Source organism: Janthinobacterium sp. KBS0711 (genome assembly GCF_000988085.1).
Classification (GTDB): Bacteria; Pseudomonadota; Gammaproteobacteria; order Burkholderiales; family Burkholderiaceae_D; genus Janthinobacterium; species Janthinobacterium lividum_E.
Genome location: NZ_LBCO01000035.1, coordinates 827,981 through 845,574 on the forward strand (window position 1 = coordinate 827,981; position 17,594 = coordinate 845,574).

A 17,594-nucleotide genomic window follows, 5' to 3' on the forward strand; every position below is an offset into this window, starting at 1 on the left:
GCCAGCGAGGCGGGCGCCAGGTAGGTTTTATAGGTGAAGAAACACAGGGCCGCCGCCAGTCCCGCCAGCAGCACGCTTTTGACGATGCCGTAGCGCAAGGACATGATCACGGGCACGCCCAGCAAGACCCAGAACATGGGCTCGACAATGAAGACCATGTCGCCATACAGCCAGCGGCTGTCAAACGGATAAAACGGGTGCAAGCCATAGGAATTGAGGAAATCCATGCCCATGTGCAAGCAGAATCCCAGCAGCAGACAAGCGGCCAGGCCGATGCGGGCGGGCACGCTTTCCTTCAGCAGCCGGCGCGCGCCCGGCCATAGCAGCCACAGCAAGGCCAGCAAGATCAGCGCCTGGGGCAAGGCCAGCAGCAAGGTATGCGTATGGCCCCGGTGGTGCAACATGTAGCCGAAGGGGCGCGGCAGCAGCCGGGTCAGCACCAGGTCCAGGTCGGGCGCGTTGCTGGCAAACCATGCCGTAAATAAGAACAGCGCACGCCGGGTGCGCTGTGCGGGGGCTTGCGGCTCGGGCGGCAGGCTGCGGTGTACCAGTTCGCCGACCCCGAGGCCGATGACCGAATGCGTAATATTATCCATCGGGCAATTTTACAGGATGCCCGCCCCGGCGCGCTTTTGCGCTATTTGTGCTACAGCTTTTCCAGCTCCGCGCCGCGCATGCCCACCAGCAAGGCGCGGCCATCGGGCAGCACACGGAACTCGCCGTAACGGGCTTTTTCCCAGCGCGCCGCCTCGCCTTCCTTGAAGAACCAGGCATCGCTGACCAGCACCCAGTTCCCATCCTTCGGCGTCAGCTCGAGCAGGAATTCGCCGGGCGCCAGGGCTTCCTTGGTGTAGGGGCGCAGCAGTTCCGCCACGCCGCGCGCATCGCGCCTGGCCACGACAAAGGGCCGGCCGGGCGCCCGCTCCACGCTGGCCAAAGTGCTCAGCACGCCCAGGTTGACGAAATTGAGGCGCATGTAGTCGCCCTGCATCAGCGAGCGAGGATCGACGGGTTCCAGCGCCACGAAGATTGCTTCCCCCTTGGCAATCAGCTGCTCTTTTTGCCAGATGCCGCCATTGGCGACCAGCAACACCAGCAGCAATCCGCCCAGCACGCCCAGACGCACGGCGCGGCGCTCGAGGGCCACGCCCGCCGGTTTGCTTTCCACCAGGTGCAGCACGGCGCCGCGCGTGGCCAGCCACGACAGCGCGCACAGCACGGCACCCGCTATCGCCAGCAGCGCCGCCTTGCTGGCCAGCGGCCAGGCCAGCTGGTAATAAAAGCTGCCGATGATCCACGCCGCCGCCAGCGCGGCCGCCACGGCCACGCGCGAACGCCCGCTCGTCACGCAATACGCGAGGATCAGCAGCACGGGCCCCAGCGCCGGCATGAACCACGCCAGCACGATCAGCACCAGCGCCACGCCGATGGCGGGCAACTGGCGCAATGCGGGCCAGCGCCATCCCGTCCAGGCGGCGGCCGCCGCGGCCAGCACGAGCGACACGCCATTCAAGGCCTGCGCATACCAGGCAATACCCTGGTGCCGCGTCACTTCGCGCGCCACTTCGCCGGCAAAGCCACCGCCCAAGGCACCGCCCAGCATGAAGGTCATGCCGGACCAGAAAACCAGCCCCAGCAAGATTGCCAATACCCACCCCGTCGACAGCGATTCCAGGAAGGCGGCGACGGGCGCGCCGCGGCCGTCGTTGAAGGCTTGCTTCTGCAGCCAGTGGGCGCCCAGCCAGAAGGCCAGGGCCAGCATCCAGGCGAAATACAGTTCCGTGGGATCGTTCTCGAAAATCCAGTCGCGCGTGCTATCGACGATGCCCAGCCCCAGCAAGCCGCAGGCGACCAGTCCCAGCAGCACGCGCAGCCAGTCGCGCGGCAAGGCGGCAGCCACCACCAGGCATGCCAGGCACAGCATCAACGATGCCGTCTGCGTGGAATAGTCGCGGTACAGGGCATAGCCGAGCAAGCCGCCGCCCACGAGCAGGCAGGGCACGGCCAGTTGCTCGACGAACAGCGCCACGCCGCGCGTGCGGATCAGCAGCACGGCCACCACCAGCACGATGGCGGCCACGACATACGCGCCGGGACCGTGGCGCACGACGCTTTCCAGCCCCACGCCCAGCGCAATCATCAGGGGGATGGCGGCCAGCCAGGCGCCGAAGGCCGTCATCAGCACCAGCGGCCACGGCCGCACATCCTGCATGGGACGGGTAGCGTTGGGCGGCAACAGGCCGGCGCGCGTGGCGTCGTCGATCAGGGTGGCGAGCGCATCGGCTCGTTGAGTATTGATATTGCTCATGCCGCCTCCCGCCGCGTGCGCCACAGTATGCCTTGCACGGTCAGCGCCAGCAGCACGGCGGCCAGCAAGCCCAGCACGGTCAGCGCGCCGACGCCGTCGCCATGGCCGTTGAACAGCACGTGCGTCAACCCGCCCACCAGCAAGGTGTTGATACCGAGCGCGACGGCGCTCAGGCCGAACACGTCAAAGAACCGGCCGGTGGCCAGCAGGACACCGGCGACGAGCAGCAAGCTGAGACCAGCCCAGTAGGGTGACTCGATCTCATTGCCGAACAGGGCGCTGACGGCCGTGCCCGTGATGAGAATGGTGGCCAGCACCAGGCCCAGGCGCAAGGCCCAGTTGCCCGCGCCCGTCCAGCGCGCCAGCAGGGGCGAGACAAACGCACAGGCAAGCAGCACGGCCAGCCAGCCGCTGACGAAAATGCCCAGGTCGGCCGAATCGATGCGCCAGCTGTGGCGCGCCTGCGCCTGCATCCACAGGGTGGCGGCCGTCGACACAATCAGCATCCACGGCGTCCACAGCACGTCGCTGCGCGCGACAAAACACAGAGGCAAGGCCAGCACGGCCCACAGGGCGAACAGTTGCCACGGATCGGCGCCCGTCTGGTACGTCTGGCCAAAGTAAGCGAACAGGCCGCCGATGGCCAGCAAGGCCAGCAGCAGCAAAGGAACTCTCGCCTTGGGCACGGCAAACGCGCCCACGCAGGCGGCGGCAAACACCCCTTGCAGCAAGGCAAAGCGGCCCATGCGGCCGAAGTCTTCCCAGTTGGCGGCCACCCAGCAGATCAGCCCCATGCCCAGCAAGGCGGCCCCCAGCACGGCCACGCCGCGCGGCAGCCAGTAGGCCAGGCGCGCCGGTTCGCGCTGGAAACCGGCCACTTCCTGCAACTGCCGGGTTTGTTGGGCATCGAGCGCATGGGTCGAGGCGAGTTGGTACACGGCGAGGCGTAAATCCATCGTCTGCTTTCTATTGATTTTTAGTATGGGAAGAAAGTGTCAGCGCTCGACGCTGACGCCGCGCCAGAAGGCGACGTGGCCGGCAATTTGCTTGGCGGCATCCTTGGGCTGAGGGTAATACCAGGCCGCGTTGGCATTGACCTGGCCGTCGACGACGACGTCGTAATAGCTGGCCGTGCCCTTCCACGGGCAGACGCTCGTGTGGCTGCTGGGACGCAGGTACTCCTGCGTCACCTTTGACAAAGGAAAATACACATTGTTTTCAACGACTTGCACCTGCGCATCGGTCGCTTGCGCGATGACGGCGCCATTCCAGCTGGCTGTTGGCATTTGACTATCCTCCTTCTGCGCCGAGTGTAGCGCAAAAAGTCCGCCATGGCGCGCGCCATTGGCGCCTGGTTCAGGCGCCCGCGATGATCTGGCGCAAGGCTTGCTCGAACACTTCAGGCGGCTGGCCGCCGGAAATCAGGTGGCGCTCGTTGATGATGACGGCCGGCACCGAGTTGATGCCGTTCTGCTGGTAGAACTGCTCTTGCGCGCGCACCTCGTCCGCATAGGCGTTCGATGCCAGCACTTCGGCCGCTTTGACGGTGTCCAACCCCACCTTGCCGGCCACGGCCAGCAGCACTTCATGCGAGGACGGATCCTGCCCTTGCGTGAAATAGGCGTCGAAGAGCGCCATCTTGAGTTCCTTCTGGCGCCCTTCCAGGGCGGCCCAGTGCAGCAACCGGTGGGCGTCAAAGGTGTTGTAGATGCGGCCGCGCTTGTCCATGGCGAAAGTAAAGCCCAGTTGTTCGCCACGCGCGCGGATCGCTTCGCGCGATTGCGCCATCTGTTCCGGCGTGGAACCGTATTTGCGGGCAATGTGTTCGCCGATATCCTCGCCTTCGGGCGGCATGTTGGCATTCAGCTCGAAAGGCTGGAAGTGGATGTCGGCCTGGACGGTGCCGTCCAGCTTGGCCAAGGCTTGTTCCAGCGATTTCAGGCCCACCACGCACCAGGGGCAGGAAACGTCGGAAACGAAATCGATACGGACGGGAGTGGGTGTGGCGGAGGAGGTTGAAACAGTCATGGTGGGCAGCCTTTGCGCGAGTCGGTGGCGGCCGCACCGCGCGGCGCCGCAAGCACAGCATATGCGTGCGGGCCGCGGGAAATCAAGCGCTTACTTCTTCTTGACGGGCGCCTTGGCCGCATCTTTCTTGCCGCCGATCTTGCTTTCCTTGCCGGATAGCAAGTTCGCGATGTTCTGGCTGTGGCGGTAAGCCAGCAGCACGCTCATGACGATGACGGCCAGCAAGATGGGATCGACGCCGAACAGCAAGCCATAGTAAAACGGCGCGAACAGGGCCGCCACCAGGGCTGCCAGCGAGGAATAGCGAAACGCGTAGGCGATGATCAGCCAGGTGGCCAGGGTTGCCAGGCCCAGCCAGGGATTGATGCCCAGCAACACGCCGAGAGCCGTGGCCACGCCCTTGCCGCCGACGAAGCGGAAGAACACGGGCCACAAATGGCCGAGGAAGACGGCGATGGCCACCAGGGCCACGGCCGTGTCGCCCACGCCCAGCGCGCCGGCAAAGTGGTCGGCCAGGAACACGGCCAGCCAACCCTTGGCGCCATCGCCCAGCAAGGTCATGATGGCGGCGCCCTTGTTGCCGCTGCGCAGCACGTTCGTGGCGCCCGGATTTTTCGAGCCATAGGTGCGCGGATCGGCAATGCTGTAGACCTTGCTCATCACCACGGCAAACGATATCGAGCCGAGCAAGTAAGCGGCCACTGTCATTGCCACGGTTGTAATTACTGGATTCATTTCTTCCCTTTATTGTGTTTATTGCACCAGCATCGAGGCTGGCGCAGCAGAATATACACCAGCGCCCCGCCTACGGACAGGGCGAGGACTGGTTTTCTTAATCCTGCAAGGCGCACTGCACCGGCTTGGCTTGCAGCAAATCAACAAGCACCTGCGGCGCCAGCGAGACGAGAAAACCGCGCCGCCCGCCATTGATGTAGATGCGCGGCAAGTCCAGGATCGATTGCTCCACGTACACGGGCATGGCCTTCTTCGTGCCGAATGGCGACGTGCCGCCGATCATGTAGCCGGAATGGCGCTGCGCCACCTCGGGCTTGCACGGTTCGACGGACTTGCAGCCGATGCCGCGCGCCAGGTTCTTGGTCGACACCTTGCAATCGCCATGCATGAGCACGATCATCGGCTTGGCCGCCTCGTCCTGCATCACCAGGGTCTTGATCACGTCGTGCTCGGGCACGCCAAGTTCGCGCGCCGACACGCTGGTGCCGCCGTGCTCTTCGTACGGATACGGATGTTCTTCAAAGGAAACTTGATGCTTGCGCAGCAACTGCGTCGCCTGGGTTTCGGAAATATGCTCTTTTTTAGCCATGCGTGATACGCTGATCGTTCAGTGAGGAGTGCTAATTATGCAGGAAGAAATCCGCTTTGCCACATTCAATGTCTGCAACCTTGCCCCCGCCGGGGCGAAATTGTATGACAACCTGGAACCATTGAGCCCGGCGCAATACGCAGCCAAGGCGGAGTGGACGGCGCGGCAGATCGACCTGCTTGACGCCGACGTGATCGGTTTCCAGGAAATTTTCTCGCAGGCGGCCCTGCGCGACGTGCTGTCGCGCACGCGCCACTACCGCGAAGCCACCGTGGCCGGCTACGATGCGATGGACCCCGCCGGACGCATGCTGCCCACTGTGGCGCTCGTATCGCGCCTGCCGCTGGCCGGCGCCGGTGTTGCCTGGGCGGATTTTCCGACCGGCATGAGCGTCTCCGCCGATGACAACGCCTGCCGCTTCGCCCGCGCGCCCCTGCATGTGCAGGTCATCTTGCCTGGCGGACAACTCACCGACGTGGTCGTCGTGCATTTGAAATCGCGCCGGCCCGACTACCGCCATGGCGACGGCAACGATGCGGCCAGCTACGCACTGGCCAACCTGCGCTCGCTGCAGCGGCGCGGCGCGGAAGCCGTGGCCCTGCGCGTGCTGGCAAGCGAGCTGGGCCATAGCGGCCGTCCCCGCATCGTGCTGGGCGACTTCAACGACATCGCCAATGCCGTCACCACGTCCATCGTCATGGGCGCGGGCGCGCCCTGCGAAGCAGGCATGGAAATGCGCGCGCGCCTGTACGACGCCAACGCCATCCAGCTGCGCCAGGACGCCCTGCGCCACGTGGGTTACACGAATATCCACGACAGTGCCTACATGACGATCGACCACATTCTCGTCTCCGAACATTTTCATCCTGCCTCGCCGCGCGCCATCGGCGTGCTGCAGGAAGTGACTTATCTCAACGACCATTTGCTGCTGGGCTTGCCGCATGCGTCCGACCATGGCCAGGTGCTGGCGCGCATCAAGCTGCTGGGAAACATTGACTAATGTAGCAACCTCGCCAGCGCGCTGCCCTCGACTTGCGCGCTGGCATAGCGCCCCTGGTATTGCTGGCAGCCCTGTCCCCGCAGATACGCGAGTTGCTGCGCCGTTTCCACGCCTTCGGCGATCACCGTCAATTGCAGCTCGCGCGCCATGGCGATGATGGTGGCGGCCACGGCCGTATCGGACTCGCCCGCTGCGCCATCGGCTACGGCGGGCAGGAACGAGGGGTCGATCTTGAGTTTATCCACGGGATAATGGTGCAGGTTGGCCAGCCGCGAATAGCCGGTGCCGAAGTCGTCGATGGCCAGCCTGGCGCCCAGCGCACGCAGCTGCGCCAGCACGCCGGCCAGGCGCGCGCCGCCCTTCATCAGCAAAGACTCCGTCACTTCCAGTTCCAGGCTGGCGGCAGGCAAACCCGACATGGCCAGCGCTTCTTGTACGCTGAGCAATAAATTATTGTGCAGGCATTGCGCGGGAGACAGATTCACGGCCACTCTCCAGGCATGGCCCGCATCGTGCCAGGCGCGCGCGCGCAGGCAGGCGTGGCGCAGCACCCAGTTGCCAATCGACACCATCAAGCCGCATTCCTCGGCCACGGCGATGAAGCGCTCGGGTGGCAGCACGCCCAGTTGCGGGTGGCGCCAGCGCAACAGCGCTTCGGCGCCGAGGATCTGCCCGCTGGCAACATCGAGGGCGGGCTGGAATTCGAGCACGAATTCATCGCGGCCCAATGCCTCGCGCAAGCCTTGCTCCAGGCTGGCCCGCTCGACGATTTGCGCGTTCATTTCCGCGTTGAAAAACTGGAAATTGTTGCGCCCGTTCTCCTTGGCGTGGTACATGGCGATGTCGGCGTTGTGCACGAGGGTATCGATGCCGTCGCCATCGCTGGGAAAGATGGCCACGCCGATCGAGGTCGATACATGCAGTTCATAGTCACCCAGCTGGTACACCTGCGTCACGGCATGCAGCAGGCTGGCCGCCACATGGGCCACCTGGTCGATGCCGCCCACCTCGGCCAGGATGATGACGAACTCGTCGCCGCCATGCCGGCTGACCGTGTCGACGCCGCGCACGCAGCGCACCAGGCGCCGCGCCACTTCCTTGAGCAGCAAGTCGCCCACGTGGTGGCCCATGCTGTCGTTGATGTGCTTGAAGTGGTCGAGGTCCAGGTACAAAATGGCCAGCATGCTCAGCTTGCGCCGCGCGGCCGCCAGCGCCAGCGACAGCCTGTCCAGCAGCAGCACGCGGTTCGGCAAGTCGGTGAGGAAATCGTGCTCGGCCAGGTGGCGCGTGTGCTCCTCGTTTTTCTTGCGCTCGCTGATATCGCTGAGGATGGCCAGGTAATTGCTCAATTGCCCCTGCGGGTCGCGGATGGCCGTCAGCGACAGCCAGGCCGGGTAGCGTCCGCCCGCCTTGCGCTGGCCGGCGATATCGCCTTGCCAATAGCCGTTGGCGTCGACTTCATCCCACACGTGGTCGAAAAACGCGGGCGCGTCCGGCTCCACGCCCTGCAGGACGAAGGGTTTGCCCAGCATGTCCTCCAGGCTGTAGCCGCTGATCTCGCTGTATGCGGGATTCATGCTGACGACGCGCTGCTGCGGGTCCATCACGACGATGGCTTCGCGCGCATGCTCGACCACCTGTGCCGACAGGTACAGGGCCCGCTCTGCCAGTTTACGGGAGGAAATATCGCGGATCACGGCGTAGAACAGGTAGGTGTGGTCGAGCGTGACGGACGTGAGCAGCACTTCGCCCCAGAACAGCTGGCCCGTGCACGTCTGGTAGCGCCAATCATAGCGGCAGTTGCCGTCGGCATGGGCTTGCGCCGCCAACTGCGTGCCGCGCAACGATGACAATGCGCCATCGGGCTGGCGCAAGGGCGAAAAATCGCTGAGGCGGCGCCCCAGCAGCCGTGGCCGGTCTTCGCATTGAAACAGGGCAATGGCGGCCGGATTCGCTTCGGCGACATGCTCGTCGCGCAGCAGCAGGATGGCGTCGGCCGATTTCTCGTACAACTGGCGGAAATTGTCGCCCATCAACAGCAAGGCGCCCTGCGCGGCGCCATCGTGGCCGCCGGCCGTGATGTCGACGTCGATGCAGACTACTTGCCGCACACGCCCGGACTGGATGACGGGAAACACGGTGGAGCAGATGCAACGCGGCGCGGCCCCATCGGCGCCGAGCTTCCACAGGCGCGTACTGCGTGCCTTGCCGCTCTCCCACACGGCCGCCAATTCGCCGGCAACCTCCTCGGCCACGCTGGCGGCATCCGGCAGCGCCGCGGCCACTCTGGCCCACGGCTGGCCCAGTACCAGCTCGGCTGCCACGCCATACAGGCGCGCCGCGCCGGCACTCCAGTAACGCACGATGCCGTCGCGGTCGATGCCGCGCACGGCAAGACCGGGCGCCTGTTCGACGGCGGCAACGATGATGGACAGCAAATCGAGCGCCTTGCCGGCCGGCCCCGCCTGCGGTTCGGCCGCGGCCAGCAAACGGCCCGGCGACGGGGCGGCTCCGGCAATCCGATCAGACATCAGGCCCCCTCGTGGCGCGGCCGCGCGGCAACCGGCAGGCGTATGGCCTGTCCGGTGGCGCAACCATCCTGACCATTCTTGCGCGCCGGCGAATCGGCTTCTTGAGGATGCGCAAGCATCGTGACGCGCACGGCGGGCATGCTGGCATTGGTCTCCGGTCGCCGTTTTTTGCATTCCAGCCCCGATTTTGTGCAATCTGTCGCATGGCGATGGCAGCCGGACTTGAATCTTCCTAAAGTGGCAACATGCGCATCGCCGTGAACGGCCGCAGCGGCAGGCGTGCTGTCTGCGGCCGCCACGGTGATGCGCTACCCGAATTCCCCCGGCCTGCCGCAGGCCGGCCGCACCGAGACCTGGCGCCGAAGCCCTGCGCCGCTCCTGACTAAAAAACCTATGAAAAACGAGACCCTGCCCCCCGCCTCCCCCCTTGCCGCCACGCGCCGCCGGCGCTGGCGCACGCCCGTCTTGATCCTCGTCGTGCTGGGCCTGGCCGGCGGCGGCTGGACGGTGATGCAATCGAAGCAGCAAGCCGCCAAGGCGGCCGAGCAGCAAGCGAGCAAGAAGAAGGAGCAGGAAAAGACGCCCGTGCATGAACTGGCGCAGGGCGACGTGGCCGCCATCGATGCGCGCGCCCTCAGCATCAGCCTGCCCCTGTCCGGCTCGCTGACGCCCGTGACCCAGGCCACCATCAAGGCCAAGGTTTCCGGCGTGATCGAGGCAACGACCTTGCAGGAAGGCCAGCAGGTAGCCAACGGGCAAATCCTCGTGCGCCTGGATGCGGCCGACCTGCGCGCCCGCCTGACGCAACAGCAAGCCATGCTCGACGAAGCGCAGGCGCGCTTGTCGATGGCCAGTAAAAACGAGGCGAACAGCCAGGCGCTGCTCAAGCAAAAATACATTTCGCAGACGGCCTACGACACGACGCAAAACTCCGTCGACCTGGCGCGCGCCAACGTCAAGTCCGCCGCCGCCATGGTCGACATCGCCCGCATCGCGCTGGCCGACACTGTGATCCGCGCACCGATGGCCGGCATCGTCAGCAAGCGCCACCTGCAGGCCGGAGAAAAAGTCTCGCCCGACATGCCCGTCTATACCATCGTCAACCTGGCGCAGCTGACCCTGGAAGCGCCCGTGCCCAGCGCGGAAATTCCCCGCATCAAGCTGGGCCAGGACGTGCACTTCAAGGTCGACGGCTTCGGCGCGCGCGACTTCGCCGGCAAGGTCACGCGCATCAATCCCACCACCGAGAGCGGCTCGCGCGCCATGCTCGTCTACATCGCCGTCGACAATGGCGATGGCGCGCTGCGCGGCGGCATGTTCGCCAAGGGCAGCATCGTCACCGAGCGATCAATCGTGGCGCCGCTGGTGCCCCTGACGGCCGTGCGCAATGAAAAGCAGGGGCCCGTCGTGTATGCGCTGGTCAACAACAAGGTCGTCGCCCAGCCCGTCACACTGGGACTGCGCAACGAGGATGAAGGCTATGCGGAAGTCAAATCGGGCCTGGTGCCGGGCGCGAAAGTCATCGTCGCCAAGCTCGATGGCGTGAAACCTGGCCACGGCGTGACCTTTGCCGCGCCAGCAACCGCGCCCGCCGCCCCCGCCGCGCCGGCAGCCGTGCTGGCACGGAAGGATTAAGCCATGTGGATGACCAAAGTCAGTATTCAAAACCCCGTCTTCGCCACCATGGTCATGGTGGCGCTGGTGGTGCTGGGCATCTTCTCCTACCGTGGCCTGGGCGTGGAAAGCATGCCCAGCGTGCAGTTCCCGTTCGCCGCCATTGAAGTGAACTACCCTGGCGCCTCGCCCGAGGCCGTGGAAAACGACATCACGCGCCCCATCGAGGACGCCGTCAACACCGTCAGCGGCATCAAGACCATCCGCGCCAACTCGTGGGAAGGACGCGCCGGCGTGTACCTGGAATTCGAGCTGTCGACGAACATGGACAAGGCCATGCAGGACTTGCGCGACAAGGTGGCCCTGGTGCGCCCGCGCTTCCCGAAGGAAGCCAAGGACCCGTTCATCGCCCGCGCCGAAGGCGACAACGAGCGCCCCATCGCCACCATCGTGCTCACATCCACCGGGCATGACCTGCGCTCGCTGTCGACCATGACGGAGCAGATCATCAGCAAGCGCTTCCAGGGCGTGGCCGGCGTGGGGCAAGTCAAGCTGCGCGGCCTGCGCGCGCGCCAGATTCTCATCAGCATGAAGCCCATCGAACTCAATGCCCAGGGCATCGGCGTCGATGAAGTGATCCGCGCCATCCAGGCGACGAATACCAATTTGCCGGCCGGCTCCATCAGCCATGGCGCGGCCGAGCAATTGGTGCGCGTGGAAGGCAAGATCAAGGATGCGCGCGAATTTGGCAAGATCATCGTCGCGCGCCGCGCCGTCGGCCCCGTCTACCTGGATCAGGTGGCCACCGTCGTCGACGGCGAGCAGGAAGAACTGTCGATCTCGCGCATGAACGGCCAGCAGGCCGTGACCATGGAAATTACCAAGGTGCAGGATGCCAACGTGGTCGAAGTGGGTACCGGCATCCTGAAAGTGGCGGCCGACCTGCAAAAGACCTTGCCGCCCGATATCACCCTGCGCGTGCTGGACGACGAATCGGAACGCGTGCAAAGCCAGCTCAATAACGTCAAGCGCACCATCATCGAAGGCGCCGTTCTGACCATGGTGATCGTCTTCCTGTTCCTGCACTCGTGGCGCTCGACCATCATCACGGGATTGACCCTGCCGATTTCCGTGCTGGCCAGCTTCATCGCCATGAAGGCCTTCGGTTTTACCCTGAACTTCCTGACCCTGATGGCGCTGTCCCTGTGCATCGGCCTGTTGATCGATGACGCCATCGTCGTGCGCGAAAACATCGTGCGCCACCTGGGCATGGGCAAGAACCACTACAAGGCGGCCAACGACGGCACCAATGAAATCGGCCTGGCCGTGATGGCCACCACGTTTGCCATCGTCGCCGTGTTCGTCCCCGTCGCCTTCATGGACGGCATCATCGGCCGCTTCTTCCTGCAGTTCGGCATCACCGTGGCCGTCGCCGTGCTCGTGTCGCTGTTCGTCAGCTTCACGCTCGACCCCATGCTGTCGTCCGTCTGGCGCGACCCCGTCAAGGACCGCTTCAAGTACGTGCCGTGGCTGGGCCGTTTCATGGCCTGGATCGAGACGGGCATCGACCGCCTGCACGTCTGGTATGGCAAGGTGCTGGCCCTGGCCCTGCGCTGGCGCAAGACGACGCTGGCCACGGCCGTGGCCCTCTTCGCGGGCAGCCTGATGCTCGTGCCCATGATCGGCGGCGAGATGTTCCCCGAGACGGACCAGGGCTGGGTCAACCTGCGCTTCAAGACGCCCGTCGGTTCCAGCCTCGAATACACGGATAGCAAAGTGCGCCAGATCGAATCGGCCCTGAAGGAATTCCCCGAGATCGACAGCCTGGTGGCCAATATCGGCACGCCCGATGGCCGCAATGCGGCCGAAGTGAACCTGAAACTGACGGACATCAAGACGCACAAGCGCCGCTCGCAGCAGGAACTGGAAAAGCTGATCCGCGAACGCCTGGCGCCGATTGCCGGCATCACCCTGTCCGTCGGCCAGCGCCCCATCTTCATCGCCATCCTCGGCACGGACGAAGGCAAGCTCGATGCCGTGGCGCACACGCTGATGGACAAGATGCGCAACATCAAGGGCCTGGCCGACATGGAGTACAGCCAGGAAGGCGCCAATCCGTCGACCACCGTGAAGATCAATAACGAACTGGCCAGCGACCTGGGATTGTCGGTGCAGCAGATCGGCAATGCGCTGCGTCCATTCGTGGCGGGCGACACGGTCAGCCACTGGCTGGCGTCCGACGGGCAGAACTACGACGTCAACGTGCAGTTGCCCAAATCGGGGCGGCAAAAGGTGGCCGACCTGGCCGACCTGTCGCTGGCGTCCAGCAAGCTTGATGCGAACGGCAAGCCCGTCATGATTCCGCTGCGCCAGGTGGTTGAATTCGTGCCGTCATCGAGCCCGCAAGTGCTCAAACGCCAGGCCTTGCAGCGCCGTGTCGCCATCTATGCGGGCACGCAGGGCCGTCCTGCCGGCGACGTCGACGCCGACGTGCAAAAGGCGATGCAATCGATCGACCTGCCGCCAGGCGTACGCTTTGACGTGGCTGGCAATGCGCAGCAGATGGCCGAAACCATGGGTGGCGCCATGATGGCGCTGGGGATCGCCGTGATCTTCATCTACCTGGTGCTGGCCTCGCAGTTCGGCAGCTTTTTGCAGCCGATCGCCATCATGGTGTCCTTGCCGCTGTCGCTGATCGGCGTGCTGGCCGCGCTGCTGATCACGGGCAGCACCCTGAACATCTTCTCCGTGATCGGCTTCATCATGCTCATGGGCCTGGTCACCAAGAACGCGATTTTGCTGGTCGACTTCACCAATCAGCGCCAGCGCGAAGGACTGGGGCAGTTCGAGGCGCTGATGGAAGCGGGGCAAGTGCGGCTGCGTCCTATCCTGATGACGACCCTGGCGATGGTCTTCGGCATGCTGCCGATGGCCATCGGCATGGGCGACGGCGGCGAATCGCAGGCGCCGATGGGCCGCGCCGTCATCGGCGGCGTCATCACCTCGACCCTCTTGACACTGGTGGTGGTGCCCGTCGCCTACACCTACCTCGACAGCCTGGGCAAGCGCGCCGCGCGCTTCTTTGGCGGCGGTGAGCATGCGCACACCGATGCACATGCCGACGCCGCACATTAAATCAGAACCGGTCGCCTTCACCGTCCCCGCATTGGCGGGGACGACGCGGCGGCTTCCTGAAGAGAGCTTCAGTTGACCAAAGCGGCCCCACTGGCTAGACTGTCCCCGTTATCAATGATATGGAGTGACTCGTGGGTGCTTGTTCCAGTGACAGTAGTCGATTGACCATCGGCGATCGGCCTTAGGCAAGACGCGCGCATTCCGCCCGCCCTGCCCTCGGCAAGGTGCGGTTTTACCAGCGGCGATGTCCATTCGCCGCCACTTCCCCTCATCGTTCCACCGTTGTCGTCTGCTGCCCCCTTGCGGGCGGATAGTCTTCGCCCTTGCACTCGCCTGTTCCTCCCCAGTCGGGAGAAATGATGGTGGTATTTGACTTTGCGCTGCGCGTTGCCGCGGCATTGACCCTGGGCGCCATGATCGGCGCCGAACGCCAGCTGCGCCAGCGCATGGCGGGCCTGCGCACGAATGCGCTGGTGTCCGTCGGCGCCTCGCTGTTCGTGATGGTTTCCGTGCTCGAAGGCGATGCCTCGGGCCACATGCGCATCGCCGCGCAGGTGGTGTCGGGCATCGGTTTTCTGGGCGCCGGCGTCATCATGCGTGAAGGCATGACGGTGCGTGGCCTGAACACGGCCGCCACCCTGTGGTGCTCGGCCGCCATCGGCATCCTGTGCGGCCTTGGCTTCGCCCTGGAAGCGGCCATCGGCACGGGCTTCGTGCTGATCGCCAACCTGGTGCTGCGCCACCTGGCGCAGCGCATCAACGCCCACGGCAGCGAAGCGGGCATCGAGACGGAAAGCATCTACCGCGTGACGGCCGTGTGCGAGGCGGAGCAGGAAGTCCAGGTGCGCAATCTGATGCTGCGCATGATCAGCGGCATGCCGGCCCTGATGCTGCAATCCTTGCACAGCGAGGATGCCGCGCACGCGGGGCGCATCGAAGTACGCGCCGACCTGCTCACGCCCTTGTCCAGCCTGGGATTGCTGGAGCAGATCGTCAGCCAGGTGAGCCTGGAAGGCAGCGTCTCGGCCGTGCGCTGGGCGCTGGTGAACAATGCGGAATTTGTCGCAGAACGAGGAGTGTGATGATGAAAAAATTCTTCCATTGGTTTGCCCGGCGCGGTCCCGTCGTGGCCACCTACCGCCTGACCGTTACCTGCCCTGCGGCGCAAGCGGACCACGTCGTGCGCCTGCTGCTGGCCGAACTGAAAGGCGCGGGCCTGGCGCCGTCGCAGATGCTGCGCAGCTGGGACGAAGCCCGGCAAGTGGTGCAACTGATCGCCACGGTGCTGTGCCAGGCCGTGCAGCGCGCCGTGCTGGTGCGCTTCGTCAACCGCGCGGGCGCCTGGCCGCAAGTGCGGCAAGTGCGCTGGGAAGGCGTCGCGCCGTCAATCTGAGGCGGGCAGGCGCATGAGAAACAGCGCGCCGCCTTGCGGGCGGTTCTGCGCCTCGATGCTGCCGCCGTACGCATGCACGATGGCTTGCGACAGGGCCAGGCCCAGGCCGAAACCGGGCGCCTCGCCCGCGCGCGCCTTGGCGGCCCGGTAAAAACGCTCGAACAGATGCGGCAAGTCTTCCACGCCGATGCCGGGGCCCGCGTCGGCCACGCCGACGATCGCATGCGTGCCATCGCGCGCCACGTGCACGGTGATGACGCTGTCTGGCGGCGAAAACTTCACGGCGTTATCGAGCAGATTGGCCAGCACCAGATCCACAGGGCCGGCCGCCACCCGCGCGCGCACGGCCACACTGTCATCGAAGACGATGCGGATGCCGCGCTGCGCCGCCGCCTTTTCCAGGCGCTGCGCGGCCGCCCGCACGAGGGGATCAAGTTCAATGGTTTCCACGGCATTGCGCTCCTGGCCCACGTCCAGGCGCGTGAGCATCAGCAGTTCTTCCACCAGGGTCGTCAGCCGCTGCACTTCATCGAGGCAGGACGCCAGCGCATCGACATACTCGGACGTCTCGCGCGGGCGGCGCAAGGTGATTTCGATTTCCGTGCGCAGGCGCGACAGGGGCGAGCGCAATTCGTGCGAAGCGTCGGCCGTGAAGCGGCGCTGCGCATCGTAGCCGTGTTCGAGGCGATCCAGCATGGCGTTCAGGGTATCGACCAGGCGGCCGATTTCGTCCTGCGTGCCGGGATGGGGCAGGCGCTGGTGCAGGCTGGCTTCGCCGATCGAATGGGCCTGGTCCACCACGTCGTCGATGGCGCCCAGCACGCGGCGCGTGAGCATTTCGCCGGCCAGCCCCACGGCCGCCAGCAAGGCCAGCGCCATGGCGCCAAACAGCACGGTGGCCGCGGCCAGCACGTGATTGGTGTCGTCGAGCGAACCGGCCACCTGCACGGCCAGGCCCGCGCCGGACGAGGGCACGGGAATCGACACCATGCGCAGCGGCTCTTCGCCGAACTTGGGCAGGGTCTCAAAGACGGTCTCGCCGGCCGCCAGGCGCGCCAGCAGGCCGGGCGGCGCCGGCAGCTGCGCCGCCTCCAGATTGCGGCTGCGCGCCAGCACGCGGCCTTCGCCATCGATGATCTGCACCAGGCGATCCAGGCGCGTCAACGACGGCGGCGCCAGGCCCGGCGCCACCTCGTGCACCTGCACGGGCTGGCGCGGCGCGGCCGGCAGCATGGCCATTTCCGTTTCGCCCAGCGCCAGCAGGGCCGCATCGAGCTGGCCATGCACGGCGCGCGACAAGCCCCAATAGCCGGCCAGCGCCGTACAGGCGACGATGGCGAGGATGACGGCCAGGTGCACCAGCAACAGGCGCTTGCGAAAGCTAGCCACCGTTGTTTTCCGCCAGGCGGAAACCGCGTCCGCGCACCGTGTGGATCAAGGGCGGCAAGCCCGGCGCATCGACCTTGCCCCGCAGGTTGCGCACGTGGACGTCAATCAGGTTATCGATGCCGATCAGGTCCGCCTGCCAGATCTGCTCGGCCAGGCGCGCGCGGCTGACCACCTCGCCCGCCTGGCGCAGCAGGATCAACAGAATCGCATATTCCTTGGGCGTGAGCACCAGCGGCGCGCCGGCCCGCGTCACCTGGTGGCTGACGGGATCGAGCGTCAAATCGGCCAGCGCCAGCACCAGCGGACGGCTGATGTCGGAGCGGCGCAGCAAGGCGCGGATGCGCGCCAGCAGTTCCTCGAATTCGAACGGCTTTGTGAGGTAATCATCGGCGCCAGTGTTCAGGCCCGCCACCCGGTCGGCCGTGGCGTCGCGCGCCGTGAGCATCAGCACGGGCGTCTGGATACCGCGCGCGCGCAAGTCGCGGCAAAAATCGATGCCCTGCTTGCCCGGCAACATCCAGTCCAGCACGATGGCGTCATAGTCGACGGCGTAGCTTTCATCCTCGCCCTCTTCCGCGCTGTGCGCCACGTCGACAACAAAGCCTTCTTCCTGCAAGCCGCGGGCCAGCAGGCGCGCCGCCTTGCGGTCGTCTTCCACCAGGAGGATTCTCATGCCTGCCTTTCGCGTCGTGCCTTGTTTTCCATGCTGGCATTTTACCGCGCCGCAGCGTGCGCACACGGAACCTGAAGAATGATTCAGGCGTTCTTGGGCGCTTCTTCAGGAGCACATTGCTATGCTTTCCCGGCGCTGTACTGATACTGCCCGCGCCCCCTCTGACCGCCCGCCTGGGCACGGCATCCACGCATGCCCC

At 65.4% G+C, this 17,594-nt stretch carries 15 protein-coding genes; 5 read left to right on the plus strand and 10 right to left on the minus strand.

What is annotated here, in order from left to right:
- From VM94_RS29295 to ybaK, 7 genes are all read right to left on the minus strand, one after another.
- A partial coding sequence (locus tag VM94_RS29295) for a metal-dependent hydrolase (protein WP_235433026.1) occupies positions 1-596 on the minus strand: 596 nt, incomplete at its 3' end.
- A 50-nt stretch (positions 597-646) separates the two neighbouring features.
- Positions 647-2,308, minus strand: coding sequence for a GDYXXLXY domain-containing protein (locus VM94_RS26865; protein ID WP_046686304.1), 1,662 nt, complete (start codon positions 2,306-2,308; stop codon positions 647-649).
- Positions 2,305-3,264, minus strand: coding sequence for a DUF2157 domain-containing protein (locus tag VM94_RS26870; RefSeq protein ID WP_046686158.1), 960 nt, complete (start codon positions 3,262-3,264; stop codon positions 2,305-2,307). Before VM94_RS26870 ends, VM94_RS26865 begins: the two co-directional genes overlap by 4 nt.
- Positions 3,265-3,303: 39 nt before the next feature.
- A complete protein-coding gene (locus tag VM94_RS26875) occupies positions 3,304-3,594 on the minus strand; it encodes a DUF427 domain-containing protein (RefSeq protein ID WP_046686159.1) in 291 nt (96 codons plus the stop codon).
- A gap of 70 nt (positions 3,595-3,664) precedes the next feature.
- On the minus strand, positions 3,665-4,336 hold the full coding sequence (locus VM94_RS26880) for a DsbA family oxidoreductase (RefSeq protein ID WP_046686160.1): 672 nt from the start codon (positions 4,334-4,336) through the stop codon (positions 3,665-3,667).
- Positions 4,337-4,426: 90 nt separating this feature from the next.
- The gene (plsY, locus tag VM94_RS26885) at positions 4,427-5,071 is read right to left on the minus strand and encodes a glycerol-3-phosphate 1-O-acyltransferase PlsY (RefSeq protein WP_235433027.1); all 645 of its coding nucleotides are present in this window, start codon (positions 5,069-5,071) and stop codon (positions 4,427-4,429) included.
- 97 nt (positions 5,072-5,168) lie between these two features.
- The gene (gene ybaK, locus VM94_RS26890) at positions 5,169-5,660 is read right to left on the minus strand and encodes a Cys-tRNA(Pro) deacylase (RefSeq protein WP_046686162.1); all 492 of its coding nucleotides are present in this window, start codon (positions 5,658-5,660) and stop codon (positions 5,169-5,171) included.
- Positions 5,661-5,697: 37 nt separating this feature from the next.
- On the opposite strand from ybaK, the gene VM94_RS26895 reads away from it, so the two are divergent.
- Positions 5,698-6,660: an endonuclease/exonuclease/phosphatase family protein gene (locus tag VM94_RS26895; RefSeq protein WP_046686163.1), complete on the plus strand. Its 963-nt coding sequence runs from the start codon at positions 5,698-5,700 to the stop codon at positions 6,658-6,660.
- Here VM94_RS26895 and VM94_RS26900 read toward each other — a convergent pair.
- The gene (locus VM94_RS26900; protein WP_082127925.1) at positions 6,657-9,191 is read right to left on the minus strand and encodes a sensor domain-containing protein; all 2,535 of its coding nucleotides are present in this window, start codon (positions 9,189-9,191) and stop codon (positions 6,657-6,659) included. The two genes, VM94_RS26895 and VM94_RS26900, sit on opposite strands and share 4 nt — an antisense overlap.
- Before the next feature lie 393 nt (positions 9,192-9,584).
- Between VM94_RS26900 and VM94_RS26905 the strand changes: the two genes are divergently transcribed.
- From VM94_RS26905 to VM94_RS26920, 4 genes are all read left to right on the plus strand, one after another.
- Positions 9,585-10,826, plus strand: coding sequence for an efflux RND transporter periplasmic adaptor subunit (locus VM94_RS26905; protein ID WP_046686164.1), 1,242 nt, complete (start codon positions 9,585-9,587; stop codon positions 10,824-10,826).
- A 3-nt stretch (positions 10,827-10,829) separates the two neighbouring features.
- Positions 10,830-13,940: an efflux RND transporter permease subunit gene (locus tag VM94_RS26910; RefSeq protein ID WP_046686165.1), complete on the plus strand. Its 3,111-nt coding sequence runs from the start codon at positions 10,830-10,832 to the stop codon at positions 13,938-13,940.
- A gap of 362 nt (positions 13,941-14,302) precedes the next feature.
- A complete protein-coding gene (locus VM94_RS26915; protein WP_200899279.1) occupies positions 14,303-15,022 on the plus strand; it encodes an MgtC/SapB family protein in 720 nt (239 codons plus the stop codon).
- Positions 15,022-15,333, plus strand: coding sequence for a hypothetical protein (locus VM94_RS26920; RefSeq protein WP_046686166.1), 312 nt, complete (start codon positions 15,022-15,024; stop codon positions 15,331-15,333). Before VM94_RS26915 ends, VM94_RS26920 begins: the two co-directional genes overlap by 1 nt.
- Here the strand turns inward: VM94_RS26920 and VM94_RS26925 are convergent.
- Both VM94_RS26925 and VM94_RS26930 read right to left on the minus strand, forming a co-directional pair.
- Positions 15,325-16,722, minus strand: coding sequence for a sensor histidine kinase (locus VM94_RS26925; protein ID WP_046686167.1), 1,398 nt, complete (start codon positions 16,720-16,722; stop codon positions 15,325-15,327). The genes VM94_RS26920 and VM94_RS26925 overlap by 9 nt on opposite strands.
- Positions 16,715-17,395 carry a response regulator transcription factor gene (locus tag VM94_RS26930; RefSeq protein ID WP_046686168.1) on the minus strand — a complete coding sequence of 227 codons (681 nt, stop codon included), beginning with the start codon at positions 17,393-17,395 and terminating at the stop codon, positions 16,715-16,717. The genes VM94_RS26925 and VM94_RS26930 overlap by 8 nt, the downstream gene beginning before the upstream one ends.
- Positions 17,396-17,594: the final 199 nt, after the last annotated feature.

Coding starts and splice junctions, on each gene's coding strand:
- VM94_RS26910 (WP_046686165.1), top strand. CDS start 10,830: ATGTGGATGACCAAAGTCAGTATTCAAAACCCCGTCTTCGCCACCATG.
- VM94_RS26900 (WP_082127925.1), bottom strand. CDS start 9,191: ATGTCTGATCGGATTGCCGGAGCCGCCCCGTCGCCGGGCCGTTTGCTG.
- VM94_RS26930 (WP_046686168.1), bottom strand. CDS start 17,395: ATGAGAATCCTCCTGGTGGAAGACGACCGCAAGGCGGCGCGCCTGCTG.
- VM94_RS26895 (WP_046686163.1), top strand. CDS start 5,698: ATGCAGGAAGAAATCCGCTTTGCCACATTCAATGTCTGCAACCTTGCC.
- VM94_RS26880 (WP_046686160.1), bottom strand. CDS start 4,336: ATGACTGTTTCAACCTCCTCCGCCACACCCACTCCCGTCCGTATCGAT.
- VM94_RS26865 (WP_046686304.1), bottom strand. CDS start 2,308: ATGAGCAATATCAATACTCAACGAGCCGATGCGCTCGCCACCCTGATC.
- VM94_RS26870 (WP_046686158.1), bottom strand. CDS start 3,264: ATGGATTTACGCCTCGCCGTGTACCAACTCGCCTCGACCCATGCGCTC.
- ybaK (WP_046686162.1), bottom strand. CDS start 5,660: ATGGCTAAAAAAGAGCATATTTCCGAAACCCAGGCGACGCAGTTGCTG.
- VM94_RS26905 (WP_046686164.1), top strand. CDS start 9,585: ATGAAAAACGAGACCCTGCCCCCCGCCTCCCCCCTTGCCGCCACGCGC.
- plsY (WP_235433027.1), bottom strand. CDS start 5,071: ATGAATCCAGTAATTACAACCGTGGCAATGACAGTGGCCGCTTACTTG.
- VM94_RS26875 (WP_046686159.1), bottom strand. CDS start 3,594: ATGCCAACAGCCAGCTGGAATGGCGCCGTCATCGCGCAAGCGACCGAT.
- VM94_RS26920 (WP_046686166.1), top strand. CDS start 15,022: ATGATGAAAAAATTCTTCCATTGGTTTGCCCGGCGCGGTCCCGTCGTG.